The 13,196-nt window shown below is 66.1% G+C and carries 12 protein-coding genes; 4 read left to right on the forward strand and 8 right to left on the reverse strand.

The window, feature by feature from the left end; genetic code table 11:
* Window positions 1–18 precede the first annotated feature (18 nt).
* The 4 genes from ACWEFV_RS10325 to ACWEFV_RS10340 are packed head-to-tail and all read right to left on the reverse strand — an operon-like array spanning window position 19 to window position 5,039.
* Entirely contained in the window at window positions 19–1,464 is a 1,446-nt protein-coding gene (locus ACWEFV_RS10325; RefSeq protein ID WP_450070089.1) for an APC family permease, read from the reverse strand.
* A 34-nt stretch (window positions 1,465–1,498) separates the two neighbouring features.
* Window positions 1,499–2,605, reverse strand: coding sequence for a zinc-binding dehydrogenase (locus ACWEFV_RS10330; RefSeq protein WP_450070090.1), 1,107 nt, complete (start codon window positions 2,603–2,605; stop codon window positions 1,499–1,501).
* Between the two features lie 8 nt (window positions 2,606–2,613).
* Window positions 2,614–3,942 carry an aspartate aminotransferase family protein gene (locus ACWEFV_RS10335; RefSeq protein ID WP_450070091.1) on the reverse strand — a complete coding sequence of 443 codons (1,329 nt, stop codon included), beginning with the start codon at window positions 3,940–3,942 and terminating at the stop codon, window positions 2,614–2,616.
* A gap of 20 nt (window positions 3,943–3,962) precedes the next feature.
* Window positions 3,963–5,039, reverse strand: coding sequence for a phosphotransferase (locus tag ACWEFV_RS10340; RefSeq protein WP_450070092.1), 1,077 nt, complete (start codon window positions 5,037–5,039; stop codon window positions 3,963–3,965).
* A gap of 184 nt (window positions 5,040–5,223) precedes the next feature.
* Here ACWEFV_RS10340 and ACWEFV_RS10345 point away from each other — a divergent pair, with 184 nt between their 5' ends.
* On the forward strand, window positions 5,224–6,405 hold the full coding sequence (locus ACWEFV_RS10345; RefSeq protein ID WP_135457659.1) for a PucR family transcriptional regulator: 1,182 nt from the start codon (window positions 5,224–5,226) through the stop codon (window positions 6,403–6,405).
* A 31-nt stretch (window positions 6,406–6,436) separates the two neighbouring features.
* Here ACWEFV_RS10345 and ACWEFV_RS10350 read toward each other — a convergent pair whose 3' ends face one another.
* Window positions 6,437–8,059, reverse strand: a complete 1,623-nt coding sequence (locus ACWEFV_RS10350) for a fatty acid--CoA ligase (RefSeq protein WP_450070093.1) — start codon at window positions 8,057–8,059, stop codon at window positions 6,437–6,439.
* Window positions 8,060–8,166: 107 nt separating this feature from the next.
* On the opposite strand from ACWEFV_RS10350, the gene ACWEFV_RS10355 reads away from it, so the two are divergent.
* Window positions 8,167–8,478, forward strand: a complete 312-nt coding sequence (locus tag ACWEFV_RS10355) for a hypothetical protein (protein ID WP_450070094.1) — start codon at window positions 8,167–8,169, stop codon at window positions 8,476–8,478.
* A 3-nt stretch (window positions 8,479–8,481) separates the two neighbouring features.
* Here ACWEFV_RS10355 and ACWEFV_RS10360 read toward each other — a convergent pair whose 3' ends face one another.
* From ACWEFV_RS10360 to ACWEFV_RS10370, 3 genes are all read right to left on the reverse strand, one after another.
* Window positions 8,482–8,796: a hypothetical protein gene (locus ACWEFV_RS10360; RefSeq protein ID WP_450070164.1), complete on the reverse strand. Its 315-nt coding sequence runs from the start codon at window positions 8,794–8,796 to the stop codon at window positions 8,482–8,484.
* Window positions 8,797–8,929: 133 nt separating this feature from the next.
* Entirely contained in the window at window positions 8,930–10,291 is a 1,362-nt protein-coding gene (locus ACWEFV_RS10365; protein ID WP_450070095.1) for a cation:dicarboxylate symporter family transporter, read from the reverse strand.
* A 171-nt stretch (window positions 10,292–10,462) separates the two neighbouring features.
* The gene (locus ACWEFV_RS10370; RefSeq protein WP_450070096.1) at window positions 10,463–10,711 is read right to left on the reverse strand and encodes a hypothetical protein; all 249 of its coding nucleotides are present in this window, start codon (window positions 10,709–10,711) and stop codon (window positions 10,463–10,465) included.
* Between the two features lie 205 nt (window positions 10,712–10,916).
* On the opposite strand from ACWEFV_RS10370, the gene ACWEFV_RS10375 reads away from it, so the two are divergent.
* Window positions 10,917–12,476 carry a sensor histidine kinase gene (locus ACWEFV_RS10375; RefSeq protein WP_450070097.1) on the forward strand — a complete coding sequence of 520 codons (1,560 nt, stop codon included), beginning with the start codon at window positions 10,917–10,919 and terminating at the stop codon, window positions 12,474–12,476.
* Window positions 12,477–12,505: 29 nt separating this feature from the next.
* The gene (locus tag ACWEFV_RS10380; RefSeq protein WP_135460233.1) at window positions 12,506–13,195 is read left to right on the forward strand and encodes a response regulator; all 690 of its coding nucleotides are present in this window, start codon (window positions 12,506–12,508) and stop codon (window positions 13,193–13,195) included.
* The last annotated feature ends 1 nt before the right edge of the window (window position 13,196 follow it).

Raw genomic sequence — 13,196 nt, forward strand, 5'->3', positions numbered from 1 at the left:
GCTCGTGAACGGATGGGATCAAGCGTCGAGTTGGTCGTATACGTCGGGACGGCGACGACGGATCACCACCGCGCTCACCGATCCCACGACAAAGGAGGCGACCACGAAGCCCATTACGCCGTAGGCCTGACCCTGTGTGCCGGTGAGGAGACTGAAGTTCGTGACCACCAACAGCAGGATCACCGCCAGCCCGATGGTGGAGATGATCGGGGCAATCAATGTGTGCCAGATGCCTTTACCGGTGGCGACCCGCCGGAAGAACACCAGCATCGCGACGCTGACCAGCGTCATGAGGATCACCACTCCCAATGAGGAGGCGGCACCGGCGAGGGTGAACACGACAGACACCGGATCGAGCTGGGCGATGATCGAGGCCAGCACGAACACGCCGATCATGATGCTCACGACCAGGGAGGCACGCGACGGCGCGTGATGCTTGGTGCTGACCTCGCCCAGCCGCGAGGGCAGGACACCTTTCTGCGCCAGGACGAACACATACCGGGTGACGATGTTGTGGAAGGACAGCGCACACGCGAAGAAGCTCGTGACCAGCAAGACCCGGGCCAGGTCACCGAGAATCGGGCCCGCCACCGTGTGCATCAGGTCGAGCACGACGTTCTCGGGATCGTCGGCCGAGCGTTGCACCACGTCGCCGACGCCGACCCCCGCGACCACACACCACGCGGAGAAGGCCGAGAACAGGCCGATGACGAAGACAGCGATGTAGGTTGCGCGCGGAATGGTGCGGTTCGGGTCGCGGGCTTCGTTACGGAACACCGCGGTGGCCTCGAACCCGATGAAGCTGTAGAAGGCGAACATGACGCCGAGCGCAGGCACCCCCTCCCCCAGCGTGCTCAACGGAACCGAAAGCGAATGGCCGGCACCGCCATTGGTGGCGAATACCCCGATGTTCATCACGATGACGACGACGGTCTCCAACGCCAGGGCGATCAACAGAACCTTCGAACTCAGCTCGATGTCCCGATAGCCGAGCAACCCCACCAGGGCTACCAGCATCAGGGAGAACACCCACCACGGAACATCGGTCCCGATCAGATTGCGGGCCGCGACACCGAAATACGCGGTCACGCCCAGCAGCATCATCGAGTACGCACAGATCGCGACCGCGGCGGCGCCGGTTCCGGTGATCCGGCCCAGACCCGCCTGGATGTAGGAGTAGAACGCGCCGGCGTTCGGCACGTATCGGCTCATCAGGGTGAACCCGACCGAGAACACGGCGAGCAGCGCGGTACACACCAGGAAGTAGTAGGGCGCTCCCGCGTTGGCGCTCTGCGCGATCAGAACCGGCAGGTTGGCGGCCACCACCGCCAGCGGCGCCGCCGCGGCGACGACCATGAAGACGATCGGGCCGACGCCGAGGTTACGGCTGAGCAGCGATATCCCGGCCGCGTCGGCGCGGGTGCTCGTCGCATCCGCGGATGCTGACTGAGAGCCTGTGGTCATGTGTGGGTTGTCCTTCGGTGTTCGATCTCGCGGGTCAGTTCTGACCGGGAATGAGCAGGGTGCGCAGCGAGGCGCCGGTGGCGAGTTCGTCGAGGGCGGCCGCGGCCTCCTCGAGCGGGCGACGGGCGCTCACCATTTCGTCGATCTTGAGTTCGCCGTCCATGTAGCGGTCGACCAGCTTGGGGATGTCGATCGCGGGACGGACGCTGCCGTAGTTGGAGCCCAGGATGCGCTGATCGGCCTCGGCCAGGGCAAGCGGCTCGAAGGACGCCTTTTCGCCGGCTGCCGGAAGTCCGACGACGACGGCCGCTCCACCCAGGCCCAGCATTCCGATGGCCTGCTCGGTGGTGGCGATCTTGCCGATCGCGTCGAACACGTAGTCGGCACCGTCGGGAAGCAGTTCGCGAAGCGCCGCCACCGGATCTGTGTTCGCGGCGTCGATCGTGTCGGTGGCACCGAGGGTGAGCGCCAACGCGGTCTTCTCGGGCTGGATGTCGACGGCGACGATCCGGCTCGCACCCGCGATCCGGGCGCCTTGCACGACCGACAAACCGACTCCGCCGCAACCGATCACGGCTACGGTCGCACCTTCTTCGACCTTCGCCGTGTTGGTGACCGCGCCGACACCGGTGGCGATCGCACATCCGATCAGACAGATGACGTCGAGCGGGGCGTCCTTGCGAACGCGGATGGCTCCGCTGGCCGGCACGATCGCCTCCTCGGCGAACGAAGAGACACCCTGGTAGTGGTAGATCGTCTCGCCGTCGCGGCTGATCCGTGAGCTGCCGTCGTACAGCACGCCGCCGGGGGCGACGAGGTTCATCGCGACAGTGCAGCGGGCCTCATGACCCGATTGGCAGTACCGGCACTCGTAGCACGGGGCGACCCAGGACAGTACGACGTGATCGCCGATCTCCAGATCGGTTACACCGGGCCCCAACTCGGTGACCACCCCGCTGCCCTCATGGCCGAGCACCATGGGCACCGGCAGCGGCCACTCGTTGCGGATGATGTGCAGATCGGAATGACAGACACCCGTCGCCGCGATCTTGACTCGTACCTCACCCGGTCCGGGCTTGGCCAGGTCGACGTCGGCTACCTCGACTTTTCCGGCGTTTCCGGAGAACAACACTGCGCGCATTTTCGCTCCTAGTTCGATTTCTTCTTGGTGGTGGCTGCTGTCATGACCTCGTCGAGGACCGTCACCACGTGGTCGGCGTGTTCGGCCTGAAACGGCAAGGGGGGACGGATTTTCAGCACGTTCTCGGATCGGCCGGATGCGCTGATCAGGACGCCCCGGTCACGCAACTCATTGACCACTGCCGAGGCCGTCGCGGCGTCCGGCTCGCGGCTGACGGGGTCGACGACGAACTCCGCGGCCACGAAAAGCCCACAGCCGCGGACGTGCCCGATCTCGGGGTGTTGTCGGGCCACCTCCTCGAGCCCAGACCGCAGTCGTGCGCCGACGGCGCTCGCGTTGGCGATCAGGTCGTCATCCTCGATGACGTCGAGCACCGCGTTCGCGGCGGCGATGCTGACGGGGTTTCCACCAAATGTGTTGAAATAGCGAATGTCTCGACCGAATCTGTCCATCGCGGCGTCGGTTCCGACCACGGCGGCGATGGGGATTCCGTTGCCCATCGGTTTCCCGAGGACCACCAGATCCGGTTTCAGCCCATGCCGGGCGAAACCCCACCAGCCGGTCCCCAGCCGGCCGAAACCTGGCTGGACCTCGTCGGCAATCCACATCCCGCCGGCCTCGTGCACCGCATCGGCGGCCGGGGCCAGCCACCCCGCGGGGTCGGTCTGCACACCGTCGCTGGACAGCACCGAGTCGACGATCATCGCGGCCAGGCCGACACCGCGTTGGCCGAGCGTCGCGATGGCCGCCTTGACCCGGGCGGCGAAGATCTCGGCGGCGGCCGCGGGATCGTCCCGGTACGAGTCGGGTACGTCGACCAGGATCACTTCCGGACCGATGGGGTTGTTGGGCCCCAGGCTGGGCGAAATCTCGGCGGCGGCGGCCGTCGTGCCGTGGTAGGCGTGACTGGTGCAGATGATGCCGCGCGCACCGGTCTCGTACCGGGCCACCCGCAGCGCCAGGTCGACGGCTTCGCTGCCGGTGCAGGTGTAGACGATCTTCGACAACTCGGGCGGGAAGAGCGCAAGCAGCCGCTCCGAGTAGGCGATCAGCGGCTCGGTCAGATATCTGGTGTGGGTGTTGAGCACACGCATCTGTTCGTCCACCCGCCGCCGAACGTGCGGATGGCTGTGCCCGACCGCCGGAACGTTGTTGTAGGCGTCGAGGTAACGCCGGCCTTCGGCGTCATAGAGCCAGACGCCGTCGGCACGGACGACGCTGACCGGGGCCCGGTAGAACAGCCGGTAGCTGGGTGCGAGAACCGCGGAGCGGCGCCGGATGAGTTCTCTGGCCCCAGGTTCGAGCGACTCGTCGTTGCCGTCGAACGCGTTCGCCATGAAAGTGCGGTGAAGGTTCATCATCGGTTACCGCTCTGCCCGGGCTTCCGGTCGTCCAGCGCGGAGGCGGTGGGTTTCTCACAGACTGAATGCAGGTGTGCCGCAGCCTCTTCTGGGCTGATGGCCAGCACGCGGTGCAGCGTCGGCAACGTGAACCGCATCCGCATGCTGCCGTAGGCAGTTGGGTTCGTGCTCGCTCGCGAGGTCCACGTCAGCGCCTGCACACACAATCTGGAAGCCGCCAACGGATAGACGACAGCCAGCTCGTCGTCGGTCAGCGGCGTCACGGAGTGGTACCCGCCGATCACCTGGCCGAGCGCGCGGAGCGGCTCGGCCTGACGCATCATGGCGTAGGCACCTGCGATCGTCGGCTCGGCGACCCGCACGCTGTAGAGAGCGTCGTTGAAATCCAGTACCCCCGAGACTTGGTCCCGCTCGACATCGACCAGGACGTTGTTGTCGTTCAGGTCGTTGTGCACTACCGCGCGCGGCAGTGCCGACAGGGTCGGTTCGACATCGTCGAACCACCGCAAAGCGGTTCGCACATAGTCCATTTCGGCGAGCTCGGGGGCATCGGCCAGGCAGGACGCGATCGCGGTCCGGGCCCGGGTCACATCCCAGTGATGTGTGGCGCGCAGAGATTCCGGCGGAAATCCTTCGAGGGCCGCGGTGATGCGCGCGGCCGTGGCACCCAACTGGACCCGGAGGGCATCCGAATGCCGGTCCACCTTGGCCCATTCGACGCCGTGCACCCAGTTGAACACGGTCAGCACTTCGTTTCCGCCGTCGAGTCGGACGTGCCGGCCACCGCTGGCCGGCGGCACGATGGTGGGAACCGCGACTCCGGGGTCTCTACCCGCCATGTGTACGAGAATGTCTTCCTGCCAGCTTTGTTCGAGGTGGCCTTCGCCACGAATCTGCAGCTTTGCCAGAAAGCACTCGCCGGAATCGGCAGTGGCCCGGTAGTTGCGGTCGAATTCGCCGCCCAGAAACGTCAGGTCGACAATCGACAGTCCGTACTCCTCGCCGAGGAGGTCTGTCAGCGTCGACCCCCAGGAGTCATCGGTGACGGGCAGTGCACCTCGCGATTGCGGCATTGATCGTCCTTCCGCTGGCCGGGTGTCGCCGGACGCAGCACGTGAATGTGGGGCAGCACACATTCAATGAGTTCAAAGCGATGCGGTCAATGCCATAATTGGCGCGCATTTCGCCCATAAACTGTGCGCATTGCACATTTCAGATCCTGTGACCGCAGGCGCCGAGAGAGAGCGGGAACGACCCATGGAACAGCTGGACACCACCACGCAGCTGATCAGGACGACCGCCCGCCGGCTACTCGACGTCCACCTCGACGAGATCGTGGAACGCACCGTGGCCCGCACCATCGAGGACGAGCCCACCTACACCGGCGGTCCGGTCAGTCGAACGGACCTCCGGTACCACATGGATCGGACGATGCGGTTGGCGCTCTCGCGACTGGCCGGCGACGACATCCCGGCCGATCTCGAGTCCGTCGCGCTGGAGCTCGGCAAAATCCGTGCCCGCCAAGGTGTTCCGCTGTCCAGCGTGTTGCACGCGTTCCGGATCGATCTGAAGTCGTTGTGGGAGGCGCTGATCGACGAGGGTCGCGCGGTGGGCGCGGATGTGCGGGCCGACTTCCTCGAACGCTCGTCGCTGATGGTGTGGGAGGCCGTCGAACTCAACACCGAGCACGTCGTCCGCGGGTATCAGACCACCCAGGACAGTCTGGATGAAATTCGTTCAGCCGCATTCGATCAGCTGCTCACGGATGGCGGGCTCGAACCGAGCGCAGTCGAAGATGCGGCTCGCGTACTGGGGTTGCCCACCGAGGGCAGTTACCACTGCCTCGTCGGCTCCTTCCCGATTCCGCGGCCCGAAGTCCTGGCTGAATGCAGTGCGGCCCTGCAGGCATCTGGCCGGGCTTTCTACTTCAGCTGGTGGGCCCGGGAGCTACGCGGAGTGGTCCACGCCTCCGACGATTCCTTCGACATCGCCGGGGAATTGGCAGCGTTGAGCGGGCAGACATGCTCGGTAGTGACGGCCGCCGGGCTCGATTCGGTGGCACGCGCCATCCGCCTGGCGCGGATGGCCGTCCATGGTCGCTCCGACGTCGGGGTCGAACGACTGCAGGACAACTGGCTCCATGCCGTCGTCGCGGCGAACCAGGAGTTGTCCGAGGAGATCCACTCAGCTGTCTTCGGCCCGCTGAACAGGCTGAGCGAGAGCGAACGCCACGGTCTGACCGAGACGGTCGGCGACCTCACCGCCAATGGCGGAACCATCGCCAACATCGCCGAGCGAACATATCGGCACCGGAACACCGTGCGCGGACGACTGCGCGCGTTCACTGAGCTCACCGGCTTCGACCTGACCAAGACGAATGACCTCGCCACCGTCACCATCGCGTTCATGATCGACGCCAACATGAAGGCGACGGGTTGATCTCTCGACGGCGCGTCTGCTCGCGGGAGAACTAGAGGGTGATGACCTCGTAGGCACCGTCCGCGTGGCGCGCCCGGATCGTCTTCTTGTCGTACTTGCCCACGCTGGTACGCGGCACCTGCTCGATGAACGTCCAGCGCTCGGGCAGCCACCACCGAACCACCTTGTCCGCCAGGAATTCCCGCAGTTCGGCCGGCTCCGCTGAGGCGCCGTCGTGCAGCACCACGACAGCCAGCGGGCGTTCCTGCCAGCGCTCGTCGGGCACCCCGACCACGGCGGCCTCCAACACCGCGGGGTGGCCGATCAGATGGTTCTCCAACTCCACCGAGGAGATCCACTCCCCGCCGGACTTGATCACGTCCTTGGCCCGGTCGGTCAGCGTCACATATCCCTGCTGGTCGATCGAACCGACGTCTCCGGTGCGCAGCCACCCGGTGTCGAACTTCTCGGCATCGCGGCCCAGGTAGTAAGAGCCGGTGATCCACGGCCCGCGCACTTCCAGTTCGCCGACCGCGTCGCCGTCGTCGGGCAGGGGTACACCCTCGTCGTCGACGACACGCACCTCCACGCCGCACATCGGCCGGCCCTGGCTGACCCGCATCTCCCACTGACGTTCCTCGGACACCCCGGGCAGCGGCTTGGCCACCGTGGCCAGAGGCGAGGTTTCGGTCATCCCCCACGCCTGCTGGATGTACACGCCGTAGCGTTCCTGGAACGTCTGCATCAGGGACAAGGGCACTGCCGAACCACCGCAGGCGACCAGTCGCAGCGATGAAACGTCGTGCCCCGGTTCCTTTTCCAGCCGATGCATGACGTCGTTCCAGATGGTCGGCACGGCACCGGCCAGCGTGGGGCGCTGCGATTCGATCAGGTCTAGCAACGAGGCACCGTCCATGAACCGGTCGGGCATCACCAGATTGGCGCCGGCCATCAGGGCGGCGTACGGCAACCCCCACGCGTTGGCGTGGAACATCGGCACGATCGGCAGCACCGAGTCACTGCAACTGACGTCGAGCGCGTTGGCCGTGCAGGTGTTCAACGCATGCAGGTAGCTCGACCGGTGGCTGTACACCACACCTTTCGGGTTTCCGGTGGTGCCGCTCGTGTAACACATTGCTGCCGCGGAGTTTTCGTCGATCTCGGGCCAGTCGAACTCGGCGGGCTGGGCGGCCAGCAGCTCGTCCCAGCGCAGCACGGTCTTTCCGGCCAGGGCGCTGGTATCGCCGTCGCCGACCACGATCACGGTGTGCACGGTCTCCAGCAGGGGCAGCACCGGGGCCAGCAGCGGCACCAGGGATCCGTCGGCGATCACCACGCTGTCGGCGGCCTCGTTGGCGATGTAGGCGATCTGCTCGGGCGACAGCCGGATGTTCAGGGTGTGCAGCACCGCGCCCATCGAAGGCACGGCCAGATAGGCGGCGAGGTGTTCGGTGTTGTTCCACATGAACGTGCCGACCCGCTGGTCACCGTCGACCCCGAGCCCGCGCAGGGCATGGGCCAGTCGGGCCGCCTGCCCGCCCAGCTCGCGATAGCTGATCGTGCGGTATCGGCCCTGCCCACCTGCGGTGGTCACGGTCCGGTCGCCGTTGACGCCGCAGGCATGTCGCAGGATCGCGGTGATCGTCAACGGCCAGTTCTGCATCGTGCTCTTCACGGGCGCGATGGTATGCGCTTGCCGTTCGACACCGGCGGGAACGAATCGAATTTCCCGAACGATGTATGTAAGGGAAGATGAGCTGGTAACGACGGAAGGACGGCCCGATGCGCATGAAATGGTCCCTGGCGGCAGTCGCAGTGGCTGTGTTCGGGGTGATCGGCGCATCGTCCGCGGTGGCTTCGGCCGAGGAAACCGCTCAGCAGGTGATCAGCCGCCTGCAGTCCGAGGGGTACACCGTCACCATCGACAAGATCGGCACCGCGCCGCTGGAGCAGTGCACGGTCACCAGCGTGCGCAACCCCCAGCAGGTCACCCAGCTGGTGCCTTACGTCGGGCCGGGCCTCGGCGGCGATCGGATCCTGGTCCCATCGATCACCAGCCGGACCGTGTCGGTGTCGCTCAACTGCCAGCGCTGACGCTCACTTCGAACAGTTCAGCGAGACTGTGATGGTGCGTCGCACCACCACGGGTACGAGGTCGAAATTCCTCTCGCCGTCCTTGCCGAACCGTTCCACCCGGATGAGCTGGGTTTGGGTCTGTGGGTTGCGGATGCTGGTGACGGTGCACTGATCGAGTGGGGCGCTGCCTACCCGATCGATGTTGACGTAGAAGCCCTCGGCTTCCAGCAGTCCGATGGTCTCGATCGCCGAGTCGGCAAATGCCGATCCGGCGGGCGCCAATATGCTTCCCAAAGCCGCCCCCGACGCGGCCACCATGATGATCGATGCGTACATGGCCGTGTCATCCTTACCCTCTCGCATACCTTTTCGGTACGCGGTTCACCTTTGTTACGAGCCAGGCATGGGTAAAGGTTCAATACCCGACGAGGCCCGGCCGGGCGGTACCGGCCGGGCCTGTAGCTACATGTCAGGCGTGCGCGGGTTCGGCGGTGCGGTTGGCATGGTCGTCGACCATGGTGAGTTCGTCGAACGGATCGTCACCGCGCAGCACCGCATCGACCTTGGCCTTGTCCACGGTGTGCGTCCACGACCCGACGAGCAGGGTGGCCACCGCATTGCCGGAGAAGTTGGTCACCGCGCGGGCCTCGGACATGAACCGGTCGATCCCGACGATCAGTCCGACCCCGTCGAGTAGATCGGGGCGATGGGCCTGCAGGCCGCCGGCCAGCGTGGCCAATCCGGCGCCGGTCACGCCGGCGGCTCCCTTCGACGCGACGATCATGAAGACCAGCAGACCGATCTGCTGCCCGACGGACATCGGGGCACTCAATGCGTCGGCGATGAACAGCGCCGCCATCGTCAGGTAGATCGCGGTGCCGTCGAGGTTGAACGAATACCCGGTCGGCACAACGACACCGACGGTGCTTCGGTCGACGCCCAGGTGCTCCATCTTGGCGATCAGCCGCGGCAGCGCCGACTCCGACGAAGACGTCGAGAAGATCAGCAGGTACTCGCGGGCCAGGTACCGCACCAGCTTGAAGATGGACACCCCCGATACCGCACGCAGCAATACACCGAGCACGCCGAACACGAACACCACGCACGTCACATAGAAGCCCAGCATCAGGGTCAGCAGCTGGGTGACGGCGGTCCAGCCGGTCTGCCCGACGACGTTGGCGATCGCGCCGAAAGCACCGATGGGCGCCAGCCACAGGATCATGATCAGCACCTTGAACACGAGTTTCTGCAGGTGCTCGATGCCGCGCAGGATCGGTTCACCGGCGCTGCCCATGCCCTGCAGCGCGAACCCGACCAACAGCGCCACAAACAAGGCCTGAAGCACGCTGCCCGCCGTCAGCGAGGAGAACAGCGTCTCCGGGATGATGCCCTGGACGAAGTCCATGAGTCCGCCGGACTCGTGTGCCTTCTCCGCGAGTTCGGCGCCCTTGCCCGCCGCGCTCTCCGACAGATGCATACCGCTGCCCGGGTGGATCAGGTTGCCGACAACCAGACCGATGGTCAGCGCGACCGTGGACATCGCCAGGAAGTAGCCGAAAGCCAGGCCACCGACCTTGCCGACGGTGGCGGCCTTGCGTACCGAGCCGATCCCCAACACGATCGTGCAGAAGATGATGGGGCCGATCATCATCTTGATCAGGTTGACGAACATGGTGCCGAGCACACCGACGCTCTTGCCCACCTCGGGTGCCACGAGCCCGACCACCACGCCGACGACGACGGCCGCAATGACCGCGATGTAGAGCCAGTGCGTGCGGTCGCGACGCTGCGGGGGCGCCGGCTCTGATTGCGGGTGTATGGACACGGTCATCGGTCCACCTCCAGTTTCGGGTCCGGTTCGACAGTTCGGTTCATCTGCCGATGTCGCTGTACCAGTACCTTCGACCATAGGGTGAGCCAGGTCACGTTTTTGTTCATTACGTTCACGCAGCGATCTGGCCCCGAGGCGGGCGACTTCGGGGCCGGATCAACAATCGATCGCTCAGATACCTGCGCAGAGCGAGACAAACGGAATCGGTGCGCAGATGCCGACGGAGAAGTAGGGCGTGATGTCGCCGTTCCATGCCGGCGGCGGGGGCGGTGGAGGCGGCGGCAACGGGGCTGCCACGCAGGTGTTCGAGGGCGGATCGTATACGGTGCCCACTCCGCACTCGGTGGCGTTGCCGACCGCCGGAGAAATCGCCGTCACCACTGCCAGTGACGCGACCGCGGCCACGATAATGGTTGTCAAGCGATGAATTGCGCAGCTCATCGCAGGTCTCCCTTGGATCTACCCTCGACCCTGCTTATTGTCAGATTCTACGACTCAGCCCCCGCGAACAGCAGCCCCGAATTGACGGGCGCGAAGGTCGCAAGGGTCACCGGCGCGAACCCGCTACCAGCGGATATCCGGGCCACTATGTTGAAAGATCATTGCCTTCACAATCGGAGGTGCTGTGACGCACTGGCGGCGGCTGTCGGGGCTGGCCTGGCCGCGCTCGCTGGCCGGACAGGCCATCGCGCTGCAGGTCCTGGTGGTCGCGCTGGTGGTGCTGGCCGGCACGGCGCTGGCCCTGCTCGATGCCCGCCGCGACGGCGAGGACGCGGCCCGGCAGCAGGTGATCGGCATCGCCACGGCGCTGGCCGATTCCCCCTCGACTTCGGCGGCCATCGAATCCGGCACTGCGACACAGGTTTTGCAGCCCGTGACCGAGGCTGTGCGAACCGGCACCGACATCGCGTTCATCACGATCATGGCGCCGGACGGAGTCCGGTTCACCCACACCGATCCCAGCCAGATCGGCGGGCACTACCTGGGCACCGTCGAACCCGCGTTGCGCGGCGAGACATTCAGCGAGGTCTATACCGGGACCCTGGGGCCGTCGGTGCGCGCGATCGCACCGGTGCGTAGCGCCGACGGGCGCATCGTCGGCCTGGTGTCGGCGGGGATCACCCAGCAGACGTTGGGCCAGCGCTGGCGCGCGCAGATTCCCGTGATCGCTGCGGTAACCGCTGCCGCACTGGGGGCTTCGCTGATCGGGGGGTGGGCCATCCGGCGCCGGCTGCTCCGCCAGACCCGGGGTCTGCGGCCCGATGAACTACGGGTCATGTACGACCACCATGACGCGATCCTGCATTCGGTGTCCGAGGGGCTCATCGTGCTCGATCGTGACGGCGTGGCGCTGGCCAATGATGAAGCGCGCCGGCTGCTGGGCCTGGCGGCCGGACCGGTACGTGTGGAGGATCTCCCGGAGTTTCTGCGCAGCGCTGATCCCGGGGTGCGCGACGAGCTGCACGTCACCGCAGACCGGGTGCTGGTGGTCAACCGGGCCCGCGTCGCGGACTCCGGTTCGGAGGTCGTCACGATCCGGGATCGCACCGAATTACAGGGCGCCCTGGGCGAACTCAGCTCACTACAGGTCCTGGCCGACTCGCTGCGGGCACAGGCACACGAGTCGGCCAACAAGTTGCACACCGTGGTCACCATGGTTGAGATGGGCCGGCCCGAGGAGGCGGTCCGCTTCGCCACCAGTGAGTTGGAGCTGTCGCAGCGGCTCGTGGACCGGTTGTCACTGATCGTCGGGGAACCGGCCCTGGTGGCCCTGCTCCTCGGCAAGACCGCTCAGGCCGACGAACGCGGGATCACCCTGACCGTCACCGAGGACACCCAGTTGTCCACCGACACCGTGCTCTCCGGGCAGGAGATGGTGACGGTGCTGGGAAATCTGATCGACAATGCGATGGATGCCTGTGACCGTGAGGATCCGTGGATCGAGGTCACGGTGACCCAGGACGATCAAGAGTTGTTGATCCGGGTGGCCGACAGCGGCCCCGGTATGGACCCGGACACCTTCGAAAAGGCCATGCAGCGTGGCTATTCCACGAAATCAGCCGACACGGCCGGCCACGGGCTGGGGCTGGCGCTGGTGGCCCAGGTGATCCGCAAGCACGGCGGGACGCTGCGCGCCGACGTCACCTACGGTTCAGTGGTCACCGCAACGGTGCCGCGGCGATGAACGCTGACGCGAAGAGCAGAGGGGAACAGATGATCAGCGTCCTTATCGTGGAGGACGATCCATTGATCGCCGAAGCCCATCAGGCCTATCTCGGCCGCCTGGAAGGGTTTTCGGTGTCGGCGGTGGCGCACACCGCCCGCGACGCGATGCGGGCGGCGGCCGCGGCCGCCGCATCCGAGCAACCCATCGATCTGGTGCTGCTGGACATCGGTCTGCCCGACGCCAGCGGAATCTCGTTGGCCTCCGGCCTTTCCGGGCTGCGGCCTGCACCGGACATCATCGCCATCACCTCCGAGCGCGACCTGGAGATGGTGCGCGCGGCGGTGGCCCACGGCGCGCTGACCTATCTGCTCAAGCCTTTCGCGTTCGCGGCATTCCGCGACCGGCTGGAGCGCTACCGCCGCTACCGTTCGGCGCTGCCGTCTGGAACCGATGCCGCCAGCCAGGCTGAAGTCGACCGGGCCCTGGCCGAATTACGCATTGCCACAGACAAATCCACCGCGCCCAAAGGCGCGGCGCCGCAGACCACCGAGGAGATCGCTGCCGCGGTGCGCGACGAGCCTGACGGGTTGACCGCCGATGAGGCGGCCAAACAAGTCGGAGTGTCCCGAGTGACGGCGTGGCGCTACCTCGAGCGTCTGGCCGATGACGGCATCGTCATCCGCACGACGGAGTACGGCAAGGCCGGGCGGCCGCGTACCCGCTATCGGTGGCGCTGAA

Source organism: Mycobacterium sp. NPDC004974 (assembly GCF_053600815.1).

What these genes read in the sequence shown, in the direction of transcription:
- ACWEFV_RS10325 (WP_450070089.1), bottom strand. Translation starts at nt 1,464, where the DNA reads ATGACCACAGGCTCTCAGTCAGCATCCGCGGATGCGACGAGCACCCGC.
- ACWEFV_RS10330 (WP_450070090.1), bottom strand. Translation starts at nt 2,605, where the DNA reads ATGCGCGCAGTGTTGTTCTCCGGAAACGCCGGAAAAGTCGAGGTAGCC.
- ACWEFV_RS10335 (WP_450070091.1), bottom strand. Translation starts at nt 3,942, where the DNA reads ATGGCGAACGCGTTCGACGGCAACGACGAGTCGCTCGAACCTGGGGCC.
- ACWEFV_RS10340 (WP_450070092.1), bottom strand. Translation starts at nt 5,039, where the DNA reads ATGCCGCAATCGCGAGGTGCACTGCCCGTCACCGATGACTCCTGGGGG.
- ACWEFV_RS10345 (WP_135457659.1), top strand. Translation starts at nt 5,224, where the DNA reads ATGGAACAGCTGGACACCACCACGCAGCTGATCAGGACGACCGCCCGC.
- ACWEFV_RS10355 (WP_450070094.1), top strand. Translation starts at nt 8,167, where the DNA reads ATGCGCATGAAATGGTCCCTGGCGGCAGTCGCAGTGGCTGTGTTCGGG.
- ACWEFV_RS10360 (WP_450070164.1), bottom strand. Translation starts at nt 8,796, where the DNA reads ATGTACGCATCGATCATCATGGTGGCCGCGTCGGGGGCGGCTTTGGGA.
- ACWEFV_RS10365 (WP_450070095.1), bottom strand. Translation starts at nt 10,291, where the DNA reads ATGACCGTGTCCATACACCCGCAATCAGAGCCGGCGCCCCCGCAGCGT.
- ACWEFV_RS10380 (WP_135460233.1), top strand. Translation starts at nt 12,506, where the DNA reads ATGATCAGCGTCCTTATCGTGGAGGACGATCCATTGATCGCCGAAGCC.